The organism is Pseudomonas sp. SCPG-7, assembly GCF_002156405.1.
Classification (GTDB): domain Bacteria; phylum Pseudomonadota; class Gammaproteobacteria; order Pseudomonadales; family Pseudomonadaceae; genus Aquipseudomonas; species Aquipseudomonas parakoreensis.
Genome location: NZ_MVOO01000027.1, coordinates 1 through 22,547 on the forward strand (window position 1 = coordinate 1; position 22,547 = coordinate 22,547).

Annotated in this window: 17 protein-coding genes and 1 pseudogene; 9 read left to right on the plus strand and 9 right to left on the minus strand. The window is 61.0% G+C overall.

The window, feature by feature from the left end:
* A pseudogene (locus B1722_RS27100) lies at positions 1–1,423 on the minus strand (type IV secretion protein Rhs); the annotation flags it as partial.
* Positions 1,424–1,669: 246 nt separating this feature from the next.
* Here B1722_RS27100 and B1722_RS27105 point away from each other — a divergent pair.
* On the plus strand, positions 1,670–2,365 hold the full coding sequence (locus B1722_RS27105) for an HAD-IA family hydrolase (RefSeq protein ID WP_041067602.1): 696 nt from the start codon (positions 1,670–1,672) through the stop codon (positions 2,363–2,365).
* A gap of 78 nt (positions 2,366–2,443) precedes the next feature.
* Here the strand turns inward: B1722_RS27105 and B1722_RS27110 are convergent, their stop codons facing one another.
* On the minus strand, positions 2,444–3,190 hold the full coding sequence (locus B1722_RS27110) for a 3-oxoacyl-ACP reductase family protein (protein ID WP_086794940.1): 747 nt from the start codon (positions 3,188–3,190) through the stop codon (positions 2,444–2,446).
* 126 nt (positions 3,191–3,316) lie between these two features.
* Between B1722_RS27110 and B1722_RS27115 the strand changes: the two genes are divergently transcribed.
* A complete protein-coding gene (locus tag B1722_RS27115; RefSeq protein ID WP_041067885.1) occupies positions 3,317–4,243 on the plus strand; it encodes a LysR family transcriptional regulator in 927 nt (308 codons plus the stop codon).
* A gap of 133 nt (positions 4,244–4,376) precedes the next feature.
* Here the strand turns inward: B1722_RS27115 and B1722_RS27120 are convergent, their stop codons facing one another.
* The 3 genes from B1722_RS27120 to B1722_RS27130 all read right to left on the minus strand — a co-directional run bounded on the left by B1722_RS27120 (position 4,377) and on the right by B1722_RS27130 (position 8,011).
* Positions 4,377–5,105, minus strand: a complete 729-nt coding sequence (locus tag B1722_RS27120; protein WP_041067608.1) for an aspartate/glutamate racemase family protein — start codon at positions 5,103–5,105, stop codon at positions 4,377–4,379.
* Between the two features lie 53 nt (positions 5,106–5,158).
* Complete coding sequence (locus B1722_RS27125; RefSeq protein ID WP_041067611.1) at positions 5,159–6,697, minus strand: NCS1 family nucleobase:cation symporter-1; 1,539 nt, start codon at positions 6,695–6,697, stop codon at positions 5,159–5,161.
* A gap of 579 nt (positions 6,698–7,276) precedes the next feature.
* On the minus strand, positions 7,277–8,011 hold the full coding sequence (locus B1722_RS27130; protein WP_003223260.1) for a phosphoadenylyl-sulfate reductase: 735 nt from the start codon (positions 8,009–8,011) through the stop codon (positions 7,277–7,279).
* Between the two features lie 163 nt (positions 8,012–8,174).
* Here B1722_RS27130 and thrH point away from each other — a divergent pair, with 163 nt between their 5' ends.
* Positions 8,175–8,792, plus strand: coding sequence for a bifunctional phosphoserine phosphatase/homoserine phosphotransferase ThrH (gene thrH / locus B1722_RS27135; protein WP_041067615.1), 618 nt, complete (start codon positions 8,175–8,177; stop codon positions 8,790–8,792).
* A 112-nt stretch (positions 8,793–8,904) separates the two neighbouring features.
* Here the strand turns inward: thrH and pabB are convergent, their stop codons facing one another.
* From pabB to B1722_RS27155, 4 genes are all read right to left on the minus strand, one after another.
* A complete protein-coding gene (pabB, locus tag B1722_RS27140) occupies positions 8,905–10,248 on the minus strand; it encodes an aminodeoxychorismate synthase component I (protein ID WP_041067618.1) in 1,344 nt (447 codons plus the stop codon).
* Between the two features lie 211 nt (positions 10,249–10,459).
* Positions 10,460–11,446, minus strand: coding sequence for an alpha-L-glutamate ligase-like protein (locus B1722_RS27145; RefSeq protein WP_041067621.1), 987 nt, complete (start codon positions 11,444–11,446; stop codon positions 10,460–10,462).
* The gene (locus B1722_RS27150) at positions 11,446–12,981 is read right to left on the minus strand and encodes an inactive transglutaminase family protein (protein WP_041067624.1); all 1,536 of its coding nucleotides are present in this window, start codon (positions 12,979–12,981) and stop codon (positions 11,446–11,448) included. Before B1722_RS27150 ends, B1722_RS27145 begins: the two co-directional genes overlap by 1 nt.
* Positions 12,982–12,986: 5 nt before the next feature.
* Positions 12,987–13,523, minus strand: coding sequence for an ATP-dependent zinc protease (locus B1722_RS27155; protein ID WP_025110318.1), 537 nt, complete (start codon positions 13,521–13,523; stop codon positions 12,987–12,989).
* Between the two features lie 291 nt (positions 13,524–13,814).
* Between B1722_RS27155 and B1722_RS27160 the strand changes: the two genes are divergently transcribed.
* The 6 genes from B1722_RS27160 to prpD all read left to right on the plus strand — a co-directional run bounded on the left by B1722_RS27160 (position 13,815) and on the right by prpD (position 22,416).
* The gene (locus B1722_RS27160; protein ID WP_174377155.1) at positions 13,815–14,537 is read left to right on the plus strand and encodes a GntR family transcriptional regulator; all 723 of its coding nucleotides are present in this window, start codon (positions 13,815–13,817) and stop codon (positions 14,535–14,537) included.
* Positions 14,534–15,424 (plus strand): methylisocitrate lyase, encoded by an 891-nt coding sequence (prpB, locus tag B1722_RS27165; RefSeq protein WP_041067638.1) that lies wholly within the window; start codon positions 14,534–14,536, stop codon positions 15,422–15,424. Before B1722_RS27160 ends, prpB begins: the two co-directional genes overlap by 4 nt.
* A gap of 146 nt (positions 15,425–15,570) precedes the next feature.
* Complete coding sequence (prpC, locus tag B1722_RS27170) at positions 15,571–16,698, plus strand: 2-methylcitrate synthase (RefSeq protein ID WP_086794941.1); 1,128 nt, start codon at positions 15,571–15,573, stop codon at positions 16,696–16,698.
* A 205-nt stretch (positions 16,699–16,903) separates the two neighbouring features.
* Entirely contained in the window at positions 16,904–19,498 is a 2,595-nt protein-coding gene (gene acnD, locus B1722_RS27180; protein ID WP_086794943.1) for a Fe/S-dependent 2-methylisocitrate dehydratase AcnD, read from the plus strand.
* 54 nt (positions 19,499–19,552) lie between these two features.
* Positions 19,553–20,755, plus strand: coding sequence for a 2-methylaconitate cis-trans isomerase PrpF (gene prpF, locus B1722_RS27185; protein WP_086794944.1), 1,203 nt, complete (start codon positions 19,553–19,555; stop codon positions 20,753–20,755).
* 176 nt (positions 20,756–20,931) lie between these two features.
* A complete protein-coding gene (prpD, locus tag B1722_RS27190) occupies positions 20,932–22,416 on the plus strand; it encodes a 2-methylcitrate dehydratase (protein ID WP_086794945.1) in 1,485 nt (494 codons plus the stop codon).
* Positions 22,417–22,547 lie beyond the last annotated feature (131 nt).

A 22,547-nucleotide genomic window follows, 5' to 3' on the forward strand; every position in this document is an offset into this window, starting at 1 on the left:
TGAACTCGAACGGCAGCAAGCCATCGAGCGTGCCATCGGTCAGGGCTAGCAGTTCTTCGCCGGTGACCATCGACACCGGACAGCCGTTGGTGCAGGTCAGCGGCGCGCAATCGGCGCTGTCGCCGTTGGGGTTTTTGGCCTGGTTCGAAGCATCGTCGCGGGGTTCGTGACGCTCCATCCGGGTGGTGCCACGGGACTTGTCCCGGGCCATCGGTGCCGGATTTGGCACGCTTAAAACCACGGCGTCCGCTTGTCGAATGTTCAGCGGGATCGCCGGCGTCGGCTTCAACGGGATGTCGCGCGCATGCACCATCAACGGCTTCAGCGCGCCCGCGTGCTTGCTCAGATCCGCAGTGGAGGTCAGTTCGCTCAGGCGCAAGGCCGATGCGGCCAGCCATTGCCGCGCCCGGGGCGACTTGATCTTGCTCAGCACCTTGCTGCTCAGTCGCACGGGCACGCCAACGCCGCCGCAAACGCGCATCAGCAAAAAGCTGATCAACAACTCGACCCGGACTTCTGCCACCACTTCCGCCAGGTACTGCGGCGGCAGCATCTTCAACCAACTGGTGAAGGCTGCCAGATGGATAAACAGCAACGGCTCGTCACTGAGGATCAGCAAGCCATTGGCGATGGCCTCGCCGGAGGCGTCGAGCAGCGCTTGCAACTCGACATCGCTCAAGTACTGCAGGAGTTTTTCACTGTTGGCCTGCAGGTTGGCGAGCAGGGCAAACAGCTGTTTAACGTCATCCCAGATGTCGTGCAGGGCTTTCTCGAAACCGCGCCAGTCGGCCTGTTGCAACTGCTGGTAACGATCAGCCAAACCGGCGCCGGAAAACTCCGCCCACAGCGGCTGAAACCCGTCCCACTCCTGGCGAAGCCAGACCTCCAGCCCGTCCAGAATCTCTTCATAGGAGGCGTACAGCGCTTGGATATGGGCGCTGGACACATCAGGAAAGAAGGTGATGCGATAACGCTGGCCCCGGTCGCAGTCGCTGACTTCCAGAATGCCGCTCGGGCCGATGGTATGGCGCAGTGGTTCACCGAAACTCAATACCCCGTCGACCTCGCCGATTACTGGTTCGAGCATCACCGGCGTATCGCCGATCGGTACGAAGCGCGCCGCCTCGAACAGGTGCACCAGGGTCAACGGGCCGCTCGCGGGGCACATGACCACCGGGGTCTGGATCGGCTGGCGGGATTTGACCGGAGCGCTGAGGTGCACGTCGTCGCCGACCTTGAACACTTGCTCGACATCCAGCGCGGTTCCCGTCCAGAACTGCTCGGCCCAGGCCTCGTAGTCGTTCAGGCACAGGCGGAACTCGCGGATCAGCGTTTCGAAGTCCGGGTGTTGCGGGTTCAGGGCGGCAACCACCAGCAGGCCGATGCTGTTGTTCAGGGCCAGGAGCCGATCGGTTTGGAACATTCGCAAGCACTCGCGCACGTGAAAGAGGTGCGCGGACTTTGCGGGGGATCAAAGTGGAAAGAAGTCGGGAAAGTAGGCGTTATCTGTAGGGCTTTTCGCTAAACATCAGCGAGTCATTCCACGGCTCGTAAACATTGCCCGTTGCTCAATGTCCGCTGGCCTCGCTATGCTGCTGAACCCATTAATCAGATCCAAGCAGCGGCGCCAGCTGGGCCGCCCGGGATGTTTTTGATAACGGATCCGATGATGAATGCACCGATGAAGACGTTTGGCCCGATCAAGGCCGTGATTTTCGACATGGACGGTTTGCTGCTGGACACCGAAGGCATCTACACCGAGGTCACCTCGCTCATTGCCGAGCGTTACGGGCGGACCTTCGACTGGAGCGTTAAACAGAACATCATCGGTCGTGGCGCCAATGATCTGGCGAACTACGTGGTGCAGGCGCTGGATCTGCCGATCAGCGCTGAAGAGTTTCTGGTGATCCGCGAGCCGCTGATGCGTGAACGCTTTCCCAGGGCCCAGGCGATGCCGGGCGCGGAGGAGCTGATTCGCCACCTCAAGGCACACAACATTCCGATCGCCGTGGGCACCAGTTCGTCGCGGCAGTCGTTCGGCCAGAAAACCACCCTGCACCGCGACTGGTTTGCGCTGTTCGACTTCATTGTCACGGCGGACGACCCGGAAGTCGGCGCAGCCAAGCCGGCGCCGGACATCTTCCTCACTGCGGCCCGGCGTCTGGGTGTCGCGCCTGAGGATTGCCTGGTGTTCGAGGATTCGCCGTTTGGCGTTACTGCGGCGAAAGCGGCGGGAATGACTGCCATTGCGATTCCCGACGCGGCCATGGCCGATGAAAAATACGCGCATGCCGACGGGATTCTGCGAACGCTCAAGGCGTTTACCCCGGGTGCCTGCGGTTTGCCGGCGCTGGAGTGGGCTTGATCAGCCAATAAGCGCCGATAAAAAACGCCGCCCTCTGCAAAGAGGTGCGGCGTTTTTTGTATCCGGGATTCAGCGCAATCAGGCGCCGAAACCACCGTCGATGGTCAGGCTGGCACCGGTGATGTAACCGGCTTCCGGGCCCACCAGATAGGCGACGAAACCGGCGATTTCATCGGCAGTGCCGTAACGGCCCACCGCCATCAGCGGGATCAGGCTTTCAGCGAAATCACCGTGCGCGGGGTTCATGTCGGTGTCGACCGGGCCGGGTTGCACATTGTTGATGGTGATGCCGCGCGGGCCGAGGTCGCGGGCCAGGCCTTTGGTCAGACCGACCAGTGCTGATTTGCTCATCGCGTACACACCGCCACCGCCGAAGGGCATGCGGTCAGCGTTGGTGCTGCCGATGTTGACGATGCGCGAGCCTTCGCTCATGTGCTTGGCGGCTTCCTGAGACGCGATGAACACGCTGCGTACGTTGATCGCCAGCGTCTGGTCGAAGTCTTCCAGTTTGAAGTCTTCCAGCGGCGCGATGGCCAGGACGCCGGCGTTGTTCACCAGAATATCCAGGCGGCCAAAGGCTTCGACGGTGGCGCTGACGGCGTTGCGGATAGCACCTTCGTCGGCGCTGTCGGCCTTGATCGCCAACGCTTTGCCGCCGTTGGCGGTGATGCTGTGCTGCAACTCTTCGGCCTTGGCGGTGGAGCTGACGTAGGTGAAGGCGACAGCGGCGCCTTCGGCGGCCAGACGTTTGACGATGGCGGCGCCGATACCACGGGAACCGCCTTGAATCAGAGCGACTTTGCCGCTGAGGTGTTGAGTGGTCATGTTCGATCTCCAGAAAATTCAAGGCGGGGTGCCTTGTTGTTGGAGCCGAGTATCGGCCTCGCATCGACAACCGTGTAGACCATGATTGCTATAGTCTGTGTAAACCAGAAGTTTATAGTGGCGATCATGGAAACTTTCAGCAGTATCGAATGCTTCGTGCGCAGCGCCGAAGTCGGCAGCTTTGCCGAAGCCGCCCGGCGCTTGAGCCTGACCCCGGCCGCCGTCGGCAAGAGTGTGGCGAAGCTCGAGGTGCGGCTCGGTGTACGGCTGTTCCAGCGTAGTACACGCAGCCTGACCCTGACCGAGGCCGGCCAGCTGTTTTTGAGTCAGGTCAGTGGCAGTCTGACGACGATTCAGAATGCGGTGGCCAATCTGTCGAGTGTGGAAGGACTGCCGGCGGGGACGTTGAAAGTCAGCATGGGCACGGTATTCGGGCGTTTGTACATCGTGCCGTTGCTGCAAGAGTTTTTACGTCGGTTTCCGGCGATCAACCCTGACTGGCATTTTGATAACCGTCAGGTCGACTTGATTGGGCAGGGTTTCGATGCGGCGATTGGCGGGGGCTTTGAATTGCCCCAAGGCGTGGTCGCACGCAGATTGGCACCCGCGCATCGTGTGTTGGTGGCGTCTGCTGACTACTTGCAAAAGCACGAGGCGATTGCCGAACCGGACGATCTGCAACGTCACGATGGCATCCTGATTCGTTCGCCGCAAACCGGTCGTGTGCGCTCCTGGCAGTTGATCAGTAGCGGCAGTCAGCTCTGTCAGCCCTTGACCCTGAAGACGCGAATGACCATGAGCGACTCCGAAGCCGCCTGCGCCACGGCAGCGCAGGGGCTGGGGATCGCGCTGGTTAGCATGCCGTTTGCCGTGGGGTATCTGGAGGCTGGCACATTGCAGCGCGTACTGCCGGACTGGTACATCGATGACGGCAACATTTCGATCTACTACGCCGAGCATAAATTGTTGCCAGGCAAGACTCGGGCGTTTGTCGATTTTGTGATTGAGCAGTTTGCGCAGCAGGGGTTGGCTCGGCGGTTCAGTGCTGTTTGAGCAGGACTTTGGGACCGAGGTGTGGCCATCGCGGGCAAGCCACGCTCCCACAGGTTCTTCGTCGTTCACATGATGGTGATACAACGCGAAACCTGTGGGCGCGAGGCTTGCCCGCGATGAACGATAACGCGGTCTACCGGGCAAACCGCTCCGCCCAGCCTATGATCTGCTTCGGCCGGGGCGTCGCATAAGTCCGCACCTTGGACGTCGACAACCCCAGTCGCACCAGCGATTCAGCAATGGTCACCGCCGCCGTCACGCCATCCACCACCGGTACCCCGGTACGGCGGCGGATCTGTTCGTCCAGCCCGGCCATGCCGCCGCAACCCAGGCAAATCACTTCGGCCTTGTCCTGGGTGACTGCCAGTTCCGCCTGTTGCACGATGGCTTCCAGCGCCCGTTGTGGCTCGTGCTCCAGTTCCAGCACCGCCAGACCGCTGGCCCGCACCGATGCACAGCGATCCCACAAGCCGGACAGTTTCAGCCGATCCTCGATCAGCGGCACAGTGCGATCCAGCGTCGTGACCACCGAATAGGCGTGGCCGAGAAACATCGCAGTGCTGGCGGCGGCGTCGGTGATGTCCACCACCGGCACGTTGAGCAGTTCCTGCAAACCTTCGCGACCGTGTTCGCCGTAACCCGCTTGAATCACCGCGTCGAAAGGCTGGTCGTAGGACATCACCCGATCCATCACGGCGATGGCCGCCAGATAACTTTCGAAATTGCCTTCCACCGAGTCGGCGCCGAAGAACGGCGTCAAGCCGACGATTTCCGTGCCGGGAGACGCGACCGTCTGCGCCGAGCGGGCGATGGCCTGGGTGATGGATTCGGTGGTGTTGACGTTGACCACAAGAATACGCATGAGAAGTCCTTATTGCGGGCAGTTCAGCGGCCCAAACCCGGGCCGCAAGGAAGTTAATGGCTGACGTTGTCGACGGCGATCGATTCGCCGCTGACGTCGGCGTAGTGCGGCTGACGTTTGGCGATGATCAGATAGAGCATCGCGGCAATGCCGGCACCCACCAGCCAGGAGAACGGCGAAATGCTGTGGAAACCCGGCACCAGCGCCAGGACAATGGCGATCAACGCTGCTGGAATGAACGCCGCCACCGCGCGGAAATTCACTCCGTGGCTGTAGTAATAAGCGCCGTTGGGATCTTCGCTGTACAACTGCGGGACGTTGATCCGGCCTTTGCGGATCAGCCAGTAGTCGACCATGATCACCCCGTACAGCGGGCCGAGCAGGGCGCCGAGACCTGAGAGGAAATACACGATCACCAGCGGGCTGTTGTAGAGGTTCCACGGCAGGATCAGCACGGCGATGGTCGCGCTGATCAGCCCGGCGCGGCGGAAGGTCAGGTACTTCGGCGCCAGGTTGCTGAGGACGAAGGCCGGGGCGACGAAGTTGGCCATGATGTTCACCGCAACGGTGACGATCAGGAACGCCAGGCAACCGAGCACCAGAAAGAACGTATTTGGAATCGAGGCGATGATTTCGGTCGGGCTTTCGATGATCCGCCCGTTGATCTGAAATTGCGCACCGCAGAGCAGGACGGTGATGGCAGCGAACACCAGAATATTCACCGGCAGGCCCCAGAAATTGCCGACCTTGATGGTCTTGCGGCATGGCGAGGAGCGGGCGAAGTCGCAGAAATTGAGGATCAGCGTGCCGTAGATCGCCAGCCACAGGGCGCCGCCGGCAAAGATATTGCGCCACATCTCGCCACCGGTCAGCGGGTCGCGGATCGACCAGGCAATGGTCGCGTTGGCCTGGGTGTACATCCACGCAGCGAGCGCCGCAACGGTCAGCAGAATCACCGGGCCGGCAAAAGCTTCGTAACGGCGGACCATTTCCATGCCATAGGCGAGGATCGCCAGTTGCACGAACCAGATCACCACGAAGCACACCCAGCCCAGCGTTGACAGGCCGAGAATCGAGTTGTGGTCGTAATCGGCGAACCCGGGGTGAATCGCTGTCAGCAACACGCGAAATACCACCGACGCCAGATACGTCTGAATGCCGAACCAGGCGATGGCGATCACCGCGCGAATCAACGCCGGAATCTGCGCGCCGTGAATGCCGAAACTGATCCGGCTGATCACCGGAAACGGCACCCCGGTTTTCTGCCCCATATAGCCGGACAGGTTCATGAAGAAGTACACCAGCGCCGCGCCGATCCCCAGCGACAGCAGAATCTGCCAGCCGCCCAGGCCCAACGCATACAGGCCGATGGCGAACGAGTAGTTGGCGATGTTGTGCACATCGTTGGTCCACAGGGCGAAGATGCTGTACTTGCCCCAGCGCCGCCCTTCGGCCCGGGTCGGTGCGAGGTCGCTGTTGTGCAGGCGTGGGCTCAGTTGACACGGGTCGGCCAGACCCGCGTCGGGCGATGGCTGGTCGAGGGCAGAGGCGGGCAGATTCAACGCGATGTTGTTGGAGAGACTTGTACGCATTCCGGCAGGCTCCTGATGGGCGGGGCCACGATGACTGTGCATGAGCTCAGGGCTCGACAAATCTTCGTCGCGGCCAGCAGACATCACTGGTTACGGGGCATCTGCAGCCTGTACGGGATAGGGCGCTTCAGGCTTGCGGATCGAAAGTGTGGATAGATGTTTTGCAGTTTTGTATACAAAAAATGTATGCACCAAAGCCAGATCTGTGCCAGTTAGCGATCTATGGAGCGCTGCGCTCATTTCGAAAAGTTATCGATGAGCGCTAAGTGGTTGAAAATATTTGGTTATAAATTGACCGATTGAACAGGTATTTATTTTTTTCTGAGGATTTTGCGTAGGTGGAAGAGCGCAGGGGAATTCAGCAGGGATGTAACTTTTCAGGGCGTGAAAGCAAAAAGTGCACACATAAATGGCACCGATGGTGACATTCGTGTGTACACATTTTTTCATGGCACCACGAAGCAAATGTGGGAGCGAGCTTGCTCGCGAAGGCGTCTTTCCAGTCAACAAATCCGGTGACTGTCAGAACGCTTTCGCGAGCAAGCTCGCTCCCACAGGGGGCATCATTGAGGCAGAGATTTACGCCTTGCTGATGATATTCCCCGCATGCAGCCCGCACTCTTTCTGCGTGGCTTCTTCCCACCACCAGCGGCCTTCGCGTTCGTGCTGGTTCGGCAGGACCGGGCGGGTGCACGGTTCGCAGCCGATGCTGATGAAGCCGCGCTCATGCAGGCTGTTGTACGGCAGTTCGAGCATGCGGATGTAACCCCAGATCTCTTCGCTGGTCATTTGCGCCAGCGGGTTGAATTTGTACAGGGTGCGTTCCGGGGTGGAGAACGCGGTGTCGATCTCCAGCACCGCCACGGCGCTGCGGGTGCCCGGGCTCTGATCGCGGCGCTGGCCGGTGGCCCAGGCTTTGACGCCGGACAGTTTGCGGCGCAGCGGCTCGATCTTGCGGATGCCGCAGCATTCGCCATGACCGTCCTTGTAGAAACTGAACAGGCCTTTTTCCTTCACGAACGGTTCGAGTTTCGTGTAGTCCGGCGACACCAGTTCGATGTCGATCTTGTAGTGCTCGCGCACCTGATCGATGAAGCGATAGGTTTCCGGATGCAGGCGGCCGGTATCGAGGCTGAACACCTTGACGTTCTTGTTCAGCTTCCAGGCCATGTCCACCAGCACCACATCCTCGGCGCCACTGAAAGAGATCCACAATTCATCACCGAACTCGGCGAACGCGAGTTTCAGGATGTCCTGGGCGGATTTGTTGGCATAGGTCGTGGCGAGTTCCACGACATCGAACGTTGGGCTCATCAGGGCGGCTTCCTACAGGTCGGTGGCGCTGGGCGCTCTATATGGCGCCGATGGTAACAAAAAGCGGTGGAGTAAGGGGCGCCCGCTGCGTTGCGCGGTCGCGGGGGAGTCGCTAGAGTTCGGGCTCGCTCGACTCAATAATCACTACAAACGGGAGTGTCTTGTGGAAATTGCTTGCCTGGATCTTGAAGGGGTACTGGTACCGGAAATCTGGATCGCCTTCGCCGAAAAAACCGGAATCGAATCCCTCAAGGCCACGACCCGGGACATTCCCGATTACGACGTGCTGATGAAGCAGCGTCTGCGCATCCTTGACGAGCACGGCCTGAAACTCTCGGACATTCAGGAAGTGATCGCCACCCTCAAGCCGCTGGATGGCGCGGTGGAGTTCGTTGACTGGCTGCGCGAGCGCTTCCAGGTGGTGATTCTCTCGGACACCTTTTACGAATTCTCCCAGCCGCTCATGCGCCAACTGGGCTTCCCGACCTTGCTCTGCCATCGCCTGATCACTGACGACAGTGGGCGGGTGACCAGTTATCAACTGCGTCAGAAAGACCCCAAGCGTCAGTCGGTGCTGGCATTCAAGAGCCTGTACTACCGAGTGATTGCGGCAGGCGATTCGTACAACGATACGAGCATGCTCGGCGAGGCGGACGCGGGGATTCTGTTCCATGCGCCGGACAACGTGATTCGCGAATTCCCGCAGTTCCCGGCGGTGCATACGTTTGCCGAGTTGAAGCAGGAGTTCCTCAAGGCTTCGAACCGCGACCTGTCCTTGTAACCCTCAATCCCTCTGTAGGAGCTGCCGAAGGCTGCGATCTTTTGATCTTGATTGTTTAAAAACAGGATCAAAAGATCGCAGCCTTCGGCAGCTCCTACAGGGGTTGCGTCATTCAGAGGTTTTGCAGGGTTTCGAGGAGGATTCGGACCTTGGTAATCGACTCCTGATACTCCGCCTGCCAATCCGAATCAGCCACGATCCCGCCACCCCCCCAGCAACATACCTGCCCATCCTTGACCAACAGACTGCGAATCGCGATGGAGCTGTCCATCTCGCCGCGTACGTCCAGGTACAGCAGCGAGCCGCAATACAACCCGCGTCGCGTCGGCTCCAGTTCGTCGATGATTTGCATCGCGCGGATCTTCGGTGCGCCGGTGATCGAGCCACCGGGGAAACTGCCGGCGATCAGGTCGAGTGCGTCGCGGTCATCCGCCAGTTCCCCGGTCACGCTGCTGACCAGATGATGCACGTTGGGGTAGCTTTCCAGGCTGAACAGCTCCGGTACCCGCACCGAGCCGATGCGGCAGGTGCGGCCGAGATCATTGCGCAGCAGGTCGACGATCATCAGGTTTTCCGCGCGATCCTTGGGGCTGGCCAGCAGTTCGGCGGCGTTGGCCGCGTCTTCGGCAGGCGTCAGGCCGCGCGGGCGAGTGCCTTTGATCGGGCGGGTTTCCACCTGGCGCTGGCTGACTTTGACGAAGCGCTCTGGCGACAGACTCAACACCGCGTCGCCGTCGGGCAGGCTCTGGAAACCGGAAAACGGTGTCGGGCAAGCCTCGCGCAGCGCGCAGTAGGCCAGCCATGGATCGCCTTGGCAGGTTGCGCGGAAACGCTGGGCGAAGTTGACCTGATAGCAGTCGCCGGCCTGGATGTATTGATGAATGCGCTCCAGCGCTTGGCGATAGTCGTCCGGCGAAAGATCGGCAGTCATCGGCGTGTGCAACTTGAACGGCGTCAGCGGCGCTGAGGTCGGTTGGCTGAACAGCGCGATCAGCCTTTGCCGCTCGCTGTCGGCCAGTGACGGGTGAAACACCAATTGACTGGTGGCGGTCTGGTGATCGCTGATCAGCGCCCAGTCATACAGGCCGAACCGCGCGTCGGGCAGTTGCAGATCGTCCCGGGCCAGGCTCGGCAGATCCTCCAGATGTCGGCCGAAGTCGTAGCTCAGATAGCCGATCAGGCCACCGGCGAAAGGCAGGTCGTATTCGGCAGGCAGTTGCGCGTCGCCCAGGCGAGTCAGATTATCCCGCAGGCGTTGCAGGAAAACGTCGCCGCTCTCATCGGGCAACACCGCCAGTTGTGCCAGCGGCCAGGCGCTGAGCAGGTCATAACGGCCACGGTCGGCACTCGGCCGGCCGCTGTCGAGCAGCACCGCACCGGGCGCATGGCGGATGGCCGCGAAGTAATCGGCGGGGTTGGCACGGTAGGGCAGCGGGTGTACGGAACAGGTCAACATGGGCGGGGCAGATCGGCCATCGAGGCGGGGTGGGGATTGTAGTCCTCTGCGGGAATTGCTCCTAGAGGGGATGTCGGGGATTGGCAGATCCGCAGCGGCTGACGAGCAACCTGTGGCGAGGGAGCTTGCTCCCGTTGGAGTGCGAAGCGCTCCCCAAAAATCTTACGACTGCTGCGCAGCCGAGCGGGAGCGAGCTCCCTCGCCACGGGGATCAGCCCTCGACCGCCGGAATATGCCCAAACATCTCCTGAGTAAACGCCACCCGCTCTTCAACCGACTCGGTCACACCACGCGCCTTCAGCTCCTCCAGGTGTGCCTCGACCGCATGCGTACGCTGAGTCAGCCCGCAGTCGTTGGCAATCTGGATATTCAGCCCCGGCCGCGCATTCAGTTCGAGAATCAGCGGGCCTTTCTCCTGGTCAAGCACCATGTCCACACCGATGTAGCCCAGGCCGCACAGTTCATAACAGCCGGCGGCGAGTTTCATGAAACCGTCCCAGTAGGGCAGTTGCACGCCATCCACCGCGTTGGTGGTGTCGGGGTGTTTGTTGATGATGTTGTTCAGCCAGGTACCGCGCAGGGTCAGGCCCGTGGCGAGATCGACACCGACGCCGATGGCGCCCTGGTGCAGGTTGGCCTTACCGCCGGACTGACGGGTTGGCAGGCGCAGCATGGCCATCACTGGATAGCCCATCAACACGATGATGCGGATGTCCGGCACGCCTTCGTAGCTGATGCTCTTGAAGATCTGATCCGGGGTCACCCGGTATTCGATCAGTGCGCGGTCGCGGTGACCGCCCAGCGAATACAGGCCGGTGAGAATGCTCGAGATGTGGTGCTCGAGCTCTTCGTGGGCAAGGATCTTGCCCGAGACCGTGCGATAGCGGCCTTCGAAGCGGTCGGCGATGACGATGATGCCGTCACCGCCCGCACCTTGAGCCGGCTTGATCACGAAATCGTTGCGCCCGCCGATGATCGCGTCGAGCTTGTCGATTTCCTTCTCCGTGGAGATCACGCCGTACAGTTCCGGCACATGAATGCCGGCCTCGATCGCGCGCTCCTTGGTGATGATCTTGTCATCGACGATCGGGTACAGGCTGCGCTTGTTGTACTTGAGCACGTAGTCGGCGTTACGCCGATTGATGCCCATGATGCCCCGCGCCTCCAGAGCCTTCCAGGTCTTCCAGAAACCGAACATCAGGCGTCAGCCTTCTTCAGGAAAGCCTTGAAGCGCACCAGTTCGGTCAGGCGGTAACCGCGATAGCGACCCATCGCCAGCATGAAACCGACCAGAATCAGCAGGATCGCCGGGAAGGTAAACACGAAGTACACCAGCTCCGGCACGGTCATGATCAGGTGGGCCAGCGAGGCGGCGAACAGGGTGCCGATCGCCACTTTCATGGCATGGCTGGCGCCGCGTTCTTCCCAGGTGATCGACAGGCGTTCGATGGTCATGGTCAGAATCACCATCGGGAACAGCGCCACCGACAAGCCACGCTCCAGCCCCAGCTTGTGGCTGAACAGGCTGATGGCGGCAATCAGCACCACCACGAAGGTCAACACCACCGACAGGCGCGGCAGCATCTGCAGCTTCAAATGTTCCAGATACGACCGCAAGGACAGGCCCAGCGCGGTGATCACGGTAAACAGCAGGATGCCGAAGCCCAGTTGCGTTTCGCGGAAGGCCAGGGCGATCAGCACCGGGGTAAAGGTGCCGAGGGTCTGCAGGCCGATCAGGTTGCGCAGGATCAGGATCACCAGCACGCCGATCGGGATCATCACCATGATCATGAACGTCTGCTGGGTCTGCAGCGGCAGGCCGTAGAGCGAGTATTCGAGGAAGTTGGCGTCGGTGTTTTCGTCGGTCAGCTTGGCCAGACGAATCGCGTTCATCTCGCTGTTGTTCAGGCTGAAGGTCACGTTGGCTTTCTTCGCGCCGTCGACGGTGATCAGGTTTTCATCACCGGTCCACCACAGCAGACGGTCGGTCGGCAGGCCTTGCTCACCGGTTTCCGGATTGAAGTACAGCCAGTCGTTGCCATTGAAGCTGCGCAGCCACAGCTCCGGGGTTTGCGGTTGATCGGCAACGAGGCGGATGGTGTGGACTTTTTCTACCGGTACGTGGGCGATCGACAACAGCAGTTCGACGATCTTCGCCTTGTGCGGCGTCGACGGATCGCCGGCCAGCAGCAGTTTGACGTTGTCGTCGTTGACGTTGTTGACGCGTTTGATCGCTTCGCCGATGAAGGTCTCGACGTCGGCCGAGTGCTGGCGGATCGGTGCGAGCAGGGCTTCGGCGGCGATTTTTTCCGGGCCTTCGATGGCGATGCTGTCGCGGAAGGTCGGGCCTTTGATCTTGGATTTTTCTGCGGTATAGCGTTTGGTCAGTACCAGACGGTAATAAAGGGTCTGGTTGCCCTTGGCCCGGCGCGCCGACCAGGTGACCTTGCGGTTGCCGTCGACGCGGTTGACCGCCACGCCGTAATTATTGGAGATAAAGCTTTCGTTGAGGCTGACGTAATCGCGGCTCAGCGGCGGCACGAACATCTGGACTTTCACCGGATCCTTGGTGCTGGCGACGAACTCGACTTTGGCGTCGATGTTCCACAGGTCGTCGGTAGCGTCTTCGGTCACCGGGATGCCGAGCACGAAAATCTGATAGGCCGTAACCGAAACGCCCAGGAGCACCAGAATGGTGATCAGGATTTTCAGGTGGAAGGTTAGAGAACGCATGGAAATTACTCGGCGGTATGAGCGGCGATGGTGCAGGCGGGTTTGCCGGCAGCGTATTTAAGACTGGGGTCGACCAGCGCGTCGAAGCGTTTCAGCGCTTCGGAGCCGATCAAAAGCGGGTATTGGAACGCACTACGGTCGGTCAGGTTCACTTCGATGCTGCGCAACGCCGTGCCCATGCAGATGTCCAGCTCGATCACCGGACGCGCGGTGTATTTCTTGCCTTCTTCCGGGTCGTAGTCGCCGGCGCGGCGTTTGATCTTGCTGACCCGGGCCAGCGGCCGTTCGATCGGATGCGAATGCGCAGCGTCGATCGCCAGGTAGAAACGCACCCAGGACTCGCCGTTGCGTTTGAAGCGTTTGATGTCGCGGGCACTCAGTGAGGCGGTTTTGGCGCCGGTGTCGAGTTTGGCCGCGACTTGCAGATTGATGCCGTCAAGCGATGCATATTCGTTGAGGCCGTACACGGTTTTTTCCCCCGCCGCGGCGAGGCCGGGCAGGCAAAACAGCGCAAAAAATGTGGGGAAGGGCTTGAGTCTCATAAATCCTGGTGCGCAGCGTTCCGTTTTCGGTTCAGGTTCCTGGCAAAACTTGCGCAAGCGCCTGCGTGTGCCTATCAGCTTTTTATGACAAGCCGTACAAATGGCCAGCAAATGCGGGCGGCATTCTAGCACGGTGGTTTTATGGCGCCAGCGCTCGCGCCGGTCTATAACCCTTGGGGTTGTTGGAGAGGGTTATTAGACGATTGTCGACAATGTGGATTTACCCTTTGACTGATGCGGGCTAATTGGCTAGTTTTTGCCGCATTGGATTTGAAGGTGTCGACAATCATGCTGGATCAACTCGATCCCCCGGTCATCAGCGGCGACGATTCCGAGACGCTCTCGGAAAACGTCTTCCGGCGCATCCAGGCGGCCATCGTCAAAGGTGAGATCGCCCCCGGCAGCAAAATCTCCGAGCCGGAGCTGGCGCGCACCTACGGCATCAGTCGCGGGCCGCTGCGCGAGGCCATTCATCGGCTCGAAGGCCAACGCCTGCTGGTGCGCGTACCGCATGTCGGCGCGCGGGTGGTGTCGCTCAGCCACGCCGAATTGCTCGAACTCTACGAAATCCGCGAATCCCTTGAAGGCATGGCCTGTCGGCTGGCGGCCGAGCGCATGAGCGTCGAAGACATCGACGAACTGCGCCGGGTGCTGGAAACCCACGAGCGCGACGCGGCGTTTCAGGCCGGCGTCGGCTATTACCAGCAGGAAGGCGATTTCGACTTTCACTATCGAATCATTCAGGGCAGCGGCAATCGCACCCTGACCCAGATGCTCTGCGGCGAGTTGTATCAACTGGTGCGCATGTACCGCATCCAGTTTTCCACCACGCCCAATCGGCCACGTCAGGCCTTTGCCGAACACCACCGGATTCTCGATGCCATCGCCGACCGTGACGGCGAACTCGCGGAATTGTTGATGCGCCGCCACATCGGCGCCTCGAAACGCAACATCGCCCGTCATTACCAGGACGGCGCCGACAATAAGACAGCCACTGAACGAGGTGAGTCATGAGTTCCAAGCAGAACACTCCAGGCCAGCGTTTCCGCGATGCGGTCGCCAGCGAGCATCCATTGCAGGTGGTCGGCGCGATCAACGCCAACCACGCGCTGCTGGCCAAGCGTGCCGGTTTCAAGGCGATCTACCTGTCCGGTGGCGGGGTGGCCGCAGGCTCGCTCGGCGTGCCGGACCTGGGCATCACCGGCCTGGATGACGTGCTGACCGACGTGCGGCGCATTACCGACGTCTGCGACTTGCCGCTGCTGGTGGACGTCGACACCGGTTTCGGCGCCTCGGCGTTCAACGTGGCGCGCACCGTGAAGTCGATGATCAAGTTCGGCGCGGCGGCGATTCACATCGAAGACCAGGTCGGCGCCAAACGCTGCGGTCACCGTCCGAACAAGGAAATCGTCACCCAGCAGGAAATGGTCGACCGCATCAAGGCAGCGGTCGATGCCCGTACCGATGACAGCTTCGTGATCATGGCCCGCACTGACGCGCTGGCGGTTGAAGGTCTGGAGTCGGCACTGGATCGCGCCGCCGCGTGCATCGAGGCCGGCGCTGACATGATCTTCCCGGAAGCCATCACCGAACTTGAGATGTACAAGCTGTTCGCCAACCGGGTGAAGGCACCGATCCTCGCCAACATCACCGAGTTCGGTTCGACGCCGCTGTACACCACCGAGCAACTGGCTGGCGCCGATGTGTCGCTGGTGCTGTATCCGCTGTCGGCCTTCCGCGCGATGAACAAGGCAGCGGAAAACGTCTACACCGCGATCCGCCGCGACGGCACCCAGCAGAATGTCATCGACACCATGCAAACACGCATGGAGCTTTACGATCGCATCGACTACCACACCTTCGAGCAGAAGCTCGATGCGTTGTTTGCCGCTAAAAAATAAAGGCGAAGATCAAAAGATCGCAGCCTCGTTTCACTCGACAGCCCCTACAGGAACGCGGTCGATGTAGGAGCTGCCGAAGGCTGCGATCTTTTGCCAACAACACCGTAATTGCAGATTCCCTAACAAATTCAAGATTGGAGACAGCAATGGCCGAAGCAAAAGTACTCAGTGGCGCCGGGCTCCGGGGTCAGGTTGCCGGGCAAACCGCACTGTCCACCGTGGGCCAGGCCGGTGCCGGGCTGACCTATCGCGGCTATGACGTGCGTGAACTGGCAGCCGACGCGCAGTTCGAAGAAGTGGCGTACCTGCTGCTGTACGGCGAACTGCCGAGCCAGGCGCAACTCGACGCTTACCAGCAAAAGCTGAGCAAGCTGCGCGATCTGCCGCAGGCACTGAAAGAAGTGCTCGAACGCATCCCAGCCGACGCTCACCCGATGGACGTCATGCGCACCGGTTGCTCGTTCCTCGGCAACCTCGAACCGGAGAAAGACTTCTCCGAGCAGCGCGACAAGACCGACCGGCTGCTCGCCGCGTTCCCGGCGATCATGTGCTACTGGTATCGCTTCAGTCACGACGGCAAACGCATCAACTGCGTCAGTGATGAGCCAACGATTGGCGGCCACTTCCTGCACCTGTTGCACGACAAGAAACCGAGCGAGCTGCACGTCAAAGTGATGAACGTGTCGCTGATCCTTTACGCCGAACACGAATTCAACGCCTCGACGTTTACCGCTCGCGTTTGCGCATCAACCCTGTCCGACCTGTATTCCTGCGTCACCGCGGCCATCGGTTCGTTGCGCGGCCCGCTGCACGGCGGCGCCAACGAAGCGGCGATGGAAATGATCGAGCGCTTCTCGTCGCCGGAAGAGGCGATCAAGGGCACCCTCGGCATGCTCGAGCGCAAGGACAAGATCATGGGCTTCGGCCACGCAATCTATAAGGACAGCGATCCGCGCAACGAGGTGATCAAGGGCTGGTCGAAAAAACTCGCCGACGAGGTCGGTGACAAGGTGTTGTTCGCGGTTTCCGAAGCCATCGACAAGACCATGTGGGAGCAGAAAAAACTGTTCCCCAATGCCGACTTCTACCATGCCTCGGCGTACCACTTCATGGGCATCCCGACCAAGCTGTTCACGCCGATCTTCGTCTGCTCGCGCCTGACCGGCTGGGCCGCGCACGTGTTCGAACAGCGTGCCAACAACCGCATCATCCGTCCGAGCGCCGAGTACGTCGGCGTTGAACAGCGCAAGTTCGTGCCAATCGAACGTCGCTGAATGGTGAGGACTGAACACTGATCCAGAGGTTCACCGAGGACCCTGTGGGAGCTGGCTTGCCAGCGATGACTGAGTCACATCCAACCTTGATGTCGACTGACCCACCGCTATCGCTGGCAAGCCAGCTCCCACAGGGTTTGGTGTGAACTTCAAGATCAGTGTCCAGCTCACCCTTTGAAACCACCGTGACCCGAGTCCTGACCCGATGAACACAGCATTCCGCAAAAACCTGCCCGGCAGTTCCCTGGATTATTTCGACGTCCGTGCGGCGGTCGAGGCGATTCAGCCCGGCAGTTACGACACCCTGCCGTACACCTCCCGCGTGCTGGCGGAAAACCTGGTGCGTCGCTGCGACCCGGCCACGCTCACCGATTCCCTCAAGCAACTGATCGAACGCAAACGCGACCTCGACTTCCCGTGGTTCCCGGCGCGCGTGGTCTGCCACGACATTCTCGGCCAGACCGCGCTCGTGGACCTCGCCGGCCTGCGTGACGCGATTGCCCAGCAGGGTGGCGACCCGGCGCAGGTCAACCCGGTGGTGCCGACGCAACTGATCGTCGACCACTCGCTAGCGGTGGAGGCCGGCGGTTTCGACAAGCAGGCGTTCGAGAAGAACCGCGCCATCGAAGACCGGCGCAACGAAGACCGTTTTCACTTCATCAACTGGACCAAAAAGGCCTTCAAGAACGTCGACGTGATCCCGCCGGGCAACGGCATCATGCACCAGATCAACCTGGAGAAAATGTCTCCGGTGATTCAGGTGCGTGACGGCGTGGCGTTCCCCGACACCTGCGTCGGCACCGACAGCCACACCCCGCACGTCGATGCGCTGGGCGTGATCGCCATCGGCGTCGGTGGCCTCGAAGCCGAGAGCGTGATGCTCGGCCGCGCCTCGTGGATGCGCCTGCCGGAGAGCGTCGGCGTCGAACTGACCGGCAAGCTGCAACCGGGCATCACCGCCACCGACATGGTGCTGGCCCTGACCGAGTACCTTCGCAAACAGAAAGTCGTCGGCGCCTGGCTGGAGTTCTTCGGCGAAGGCGCGTCGGCACTGACCCTCGGCGACCGCGCGACCATCTCCAACATGGCCCCGGAGTACGGCGCCACCGCCGCGATGTTCTACATCGACCAGCAAACCATCGACTACCTGAAACTCACCGGTCGCGAAGACCAGCAAGTGCAGCTCGTCGAGCAGTACGCCAGACTCAACGGCTTGTGGGCTGACAGCCTGAAAGGCGCGCAATACGAGCGCGGCCTGAGTTTCGATCTGTCTTCGGTGGTGCGCAACATGGCCGGCCCGAGTAACCCGCACGCCCGCGTCGCGGTGTCGGATCTGGCGGCCAAAGGCATTTCCGGGCAGTGGGATGACGTGCCGGGGCAAATGCCCGATGGCGCGGTGATCATCGCGGCCATCACCAGCTGCACCAACACCAGCAACCCGCGCAACGTGATCGCCGCCGGTCTGCTGGCGCGCAACGCCAACAAGCTTGGCCTGACCCGCAAGCCGTGGGTCAAATCCTCTCTGGCACCGGGGTCGAAAACCGTCGCGCTGTATCTCGACGAAGCGGGGCTGACCACGGAGCTGGAGCAACTCGGTTTCGGTGTCGTCGCGTTTGCCTGCACCACCTGCAACGGCATGTCCGGCGCCCTCGATCCGGTGATCCAGCAAGAGATCATCGACCGCGATCTGTATGCGACTGCCGTGCTCTCCGGCAATCGCAACTTCGACGGCCGCATTCACCCGTACGCCAAGCAGGCGTTCCTCGCGTCGCCGCCGCTGGTGGTCGCTTACGCCATCGCCGGGACCATCCGTTTCGACATCGAGAAAGATGTGCTGGGCGTGGTCGACGGCAAGGAAATCCGCCTGAAGGACATCTGGCCGAGCGATGAAGAAATCGACGCCGTGGTGAAGTCGTCGGTCAAGCCGGAGCAATTCCGTCAGGTCTACATTCCGATGTTCGCCATTCACGAAGACACCGGCCCGAAAGTCGCGCCGCTGTACGACTGGCGCGAGATGAGCACCTACATCCGCCGGCCGCCGTACTGGGAAGGCGCGCTGGCCGGCGCCCGTCCGTTGAAGGGCATGCGCCCGCTGGCGGTGCTGCCGGACAACATCACCACCGATCACCTGTCACCCTCGAACGCGATCATGCTCGACAGTGCCGCCGGCGAATACCTGGCGAAAATGGGCCTGCCGGAAGAGGACTTCAACTCCTACGCCACGCACCGTGGCGACCACCTGACCGCGCAGCGTGCAACCTTCGCCAACCCGAAACTGTTCAACGAAATGGTCCAGGAAAACGGCAAGGTCAAACAGGGTTCGCTGGCCCGGGTCGAGCCGGAAGGCAAGGTGATGCGCATGTGGGAAGCCATCGAAACCTACATGGAGCGCAAGCAGCCGTTGATCATCATTGCCGGCGCCGACTACGGCCAGGGCTCGTCCCGCGACTGGGCGGCGAAAGGCGTGCGTCTGGCAGGCGTGGAAGCGATCGTCGCCGAAGGCTTCGAGCGTATCCACCGCACCAACCTGGTGGGTATGGGCGTGTTGCCGCTGGAGTTCAAACCGGGCACCGACCGTCACACGCTGGCCATCGACGGCAGCGAAACCTACGACGTGATCGGCGCCCGCACCCCGCGTGCCGACCTGACGCTGGTGATCCATCGCAAGTCCGGCGAGCGCGTTGAAGTGCCGGTGACTTGCCGTCTGGATACCGCTGAAGAAGTGTCGATCTACGAGGCCGGCGGCGTGCTGCAGCGCTTCGCCCAGGACTTCCTCGAAGAGTCGGCGGTTGCCGTTTAAATCACGTAGTGCGAGCGCGGGTCGGTTGACCCGCGTTTGCGGATAAGGAGCACCATGGCTCACGCAGCTAAGTTCGCACCGCAGATCAAAATACCCGCCACCTACATGCGCGGCGGCACCAGCAAAGGCGTGTTTTTCAGCCTCAAGGATCTTCCCGAAGCCGCGCAGATTCCCGGCCCGGCCCGCGATGCCTTGCTGCTGCGGGTGATCGGCAGCCCCGACCCGTACGACAAGCAGATCGACGGCATGGGCGGCGCCACCTCGAGCACCAGCAAAACCGTGATCCTGTCGAAAAGCATCAAGGCTGATCACGACGTCGATTACCTGTTCGGTCAGGTCTCCATCGACAAACCGTTCGTGGACTGGAGCGGCAACTGCGGCAACCTCTCGGCAGCGGTCGGTTCGTTCGCCATCAGCAACGGTCTGGTGGAGGCCAGCCGCATTCCGCACAACGGCGTCGCGGTGGTGCGCGTGTGGCAGGCCAACATCGGCAAGACCATCATCGCCCATGTGCCGATCACCAACGGCGAAGTGCAGGAGACCGGTGATTTCGAACTCGACGGCGTGACCTTTCCGGCGGCCGAAGTGCAGGTCGAATTTATGGATCCGGCGGCGGAAGAAGAGGGCGGCGGCGGTTCGATGTTCCCCACCGGCAACCTGATCGATCAGCTGGAGGTGCCGGGTGTCGGTACGTTCCAGGCGACCATGATCAACGCCGGGATCCCGACGATTTTCGTCAACGCCGCAGACATCGGCTACACCGGCACCGAGCTGCAAGGCGCGATCAACAGCGACCCGAAAGCGCTGCAGATGTTCGAGACCATCCGCGCCTACGGTGCGTTGCGCATGGGCCTGATTTCGACTCTGGATGAAGCAGCCAAGCGGCAGCACACGCCGAAAGTCGCGTTTGTCGCCAAGCCTGCGGATTACGTCGCGTCCAGCGGCAAATCGATTGCTGCCGCTGATGTCGATCTGCTGGTGCGTGCGTTGTCGATGGGCAAACTGCACCACGCGATGATGGGCACGGCAGCGGTGGCGATCGGCACGGCGGCGGCGATTTCCGGGACGCTGGTCAACCTTGCGGCGGGCGGTGTCGAGCGCAACGCTGTGCGCTTCGGCCATCCTTCCGGCACCCTGCGCGTGGGTGCCGAGGCCAGCCTGGAAAACGGTGAGTGGGTGGTAAAAAAGGCCATCATGAGCCGCAGTGCGCGGGTGCTGATGGAAGGCTTCGTCCGCATCCCCGGCGACTCCTTCTGAATCCAGCACCGAACAGAACTGTAGGAGCTGCCGCAGGCTGCGATCTTTTGATTTTGCTTTTCAAGATCAAAAGATCGCAGCCTGCGGCAGCTCCTACAGAGATTGCTTTTCAAAAATAAAAATCCATCGCCTGAACCGAGGTCCCATCAACGAACCACTGCAAGAGTGAATCGAACATGAGCGCCAACGTCGACCTGAACAACCGCCCCGACTACGACCGTGTCCTGCAGGACATCGCCGATTACGTCCTCACCTTCAACATCGAATCTGCCGAAGCCCTCGACACCGCCCGCAACTGCCTGATGGACACGTTGGGCTGTGGCCTGCTGGCGCTGCGGTTCCCCGATTGCACCAAACACCTCGGCCCCATTGTCGAGGGCACCGTCGTGCCATTCGGGGCGCGCGTGCCTGGCACTCCCTATCGCCTGGATCCGGTGAAAGCCGCGTGGGACATCGGCTGCATCGTGCGCTGGCTCGACTACAACGACACCTGGCTTGCGGCTGAATGGGGGCATCCGTCGGACAATCTCGGCGGGATTCTCGCGGTGGCTGATCACCTGTCGCAGAAACGTATCGCCAACGGCGAAGCGCCACTGACCGTGCGCGACGTGCTCGAAGCGATGATCATGGCCCACGAGATTCAAGGCGTGATCGCTCTGGAAAATTCGTTCAACCGCGTCGGCCTCGACCACGTTCTACTGGTGAAAGTCGCTTCGACCGCCGTCACCGCCAAACTGATGGGCGCCCGTCGCGAACAACTGCTGTCCGCGTTGTCCCATGCGTTCGCCGATGGTCAGGCGCTGCGCACTTATCGTCATGCGCCGAACGCCGGGTCGCGCAAGTCCTGGGCGGCGGGGGATGCCACCAGCCGCGGCGTGCGTCTGGCCGACATCGCGCTACGCGGCGAGATGGGCATTCCCGGGGTGTTGACGGCCAAACAGTGGGGCTTCTACGACGTATCGTTCAGCCACACCAACAACAATCTGGCGCTCAAGCAGGAAGGCAAACGCATCTTCAGCTTCTCGCGGCCCTACGGCAGTTACGTGATGGAAAACGTACTGTTCAAGATCAGCTTCCCCGCCGAATTCCACGCGCAAACGGCCTGCGAAGCGGCAGTGACCTTGCATCCTTTGGTGCGCAACCGCTTGCATGAAATCGACCGCATCGTCATCACCACCCATGAGTCAGCGATTCGCATCATCTCCAAGGTCGGGCCGCTGGCCAACGCCGCCGACCGCGATCACTGCCTGCAGTACATGACCGCCGTGCCGCTGGCGTTCGGCAATCTGCTGGCCGAACAGTACGAGGACGACTTCCACGCCGCGCACCCGATCATCGATGTACTGCGCGAGAAGATGGTCATCGTCGAAGATCCGCGTTTCACCCGCGAATACCTGGAGGCTGACAAGCGCTCGATTGCCAACGCGGTGCAGGTGTTTTTCAAGGACGGGACGAGCACCGAAAACGTGGTGGTCGAATACCCGATCGGCCATCGTCGGCGCCGGGTCGAAGGTATTCCATTGCTGGAGGACAAGTTCAAGGCGAATCTGCTGACACGATTCACTGCGCAGCGCAGCGGCGAGATCTTCGCATTGTGCAAGAATCAGGCGCAGCTTGAAGCGACCCCTGTGAATCGTTTCATCGACCTGTTTGTCATCTGACAACGCGAGCATTGAAGACCAATTGCGAGCGTGAGCCTGCTCACGCTAGCGGTGTGTCAGGCAACATCAATGCTGGATGTGCCGCCGCCTTCGCGGGCAAGCCCGCTCCCACAAGGTTTTGTGCCTGGCAC

Bases quoted from the DNA above. Each gene is read 5' to 3' on its own strand.
- B1722_RS27120 (WP_041067608.1), bottom strand. From the start codon at position 5,105: ATGCGTATTCTTGTGGTCAACGTCAACACCACCGAATCCATCACCCAG.
- B1722_RS27130 (WP_003223260.1), bottom strand. From the start codon at position 8,011: ATGAGCCCAACGTTCGATGTCGTGGAACTCGCCACGACCTATGCCAAC.
- pabB (WP_041067618.1), bottom strand. From the start codon at position 10,248: ATGTTGACCTGTTCCGTACACCCGCTGCCCTACCGTGCCAACCCCGCC.
- prpD (WP_086794945.1), top strand. From the start codon at position 20,932: ATGAGCGCCAACGTCGACCTGAACAACCGCCCCGACTACGACCGTGTC.
- prpB (WP_041067638.1), top strand. From the start codon at position 14,534: ATGAGTTCCAAGCAGAACACTCCAGGCCAGCGTTTCCGCGATGCGGTC.
- acnD (WP_086794943.1), top strand. From the start codon at position 16,904: ATGAACACAGCATTCCGCAAAAACCTGCCCGGCAGTTCCCTGGATTAT.
- prpC (WP_086794941.1), top strand. From the start codon at position 15,571: ATGGCCGAAGCAAAAGTACTCAGTGGCGCCGGGCTCCGGGGTCAGGTT.
- B1722_RS27145 (WP_041067621.1), bottom strand. From the start codon at position 11,446: ATGTTCGGTTTCTGGAAGACCTGGAAGGCTCTGGAGGCGCGGGGCATC.
- B1722_RS27155 (WP_025110318.1), bottom strand. From the start codon at position 13,523: ATGAGACTCAAGCCCTTCCCCACATTTTTTGCGCTGTTTTGCCTGCCC.
- prpF (WP_086794944.1), top strand. From the start codon at position 19,553: ATGGCTCACGCAGCTAAGTTCGCACCGCAGATCAAAATACCCGCCACC.
- B1722_RS27105 (WP_041067602.1), top strand. From the start codon at position 1,670: ATGAATGCACCGATGAAGACGTTTGGCCCGATCAAGGCCGTGATTTTC.
- B1722_RS27115 (WP_041067885.1), top strand. From the start codon at position 3,317: ATGGAAACTTTCAGCAGTATCGAATGCTTCGTGCGCAGCGCCGAAGTC.
- B1722_RS27150 (WP_041067624.1), bottom strand. From the start codon at position 12,981: ATGCGTTCTCTAACCTTCCACCTGAAAATCCTGATCACCATTCTGGTG.
- B1722_RS27110 (WP_086794940.1), bottom strand. From the start codon at position 3,190: ATGACCACTCAACACCTCAGCGGCAAAGTCGCTCTGATTCAAGGCGGT.
- B1722_RS27125 (WP_041067611.1), bottom strand. From the start codon at position 6,697: ATGCGTACAAGTCTCTCCAACAACATCGCGTTGAATCTGCCCGCCTCT.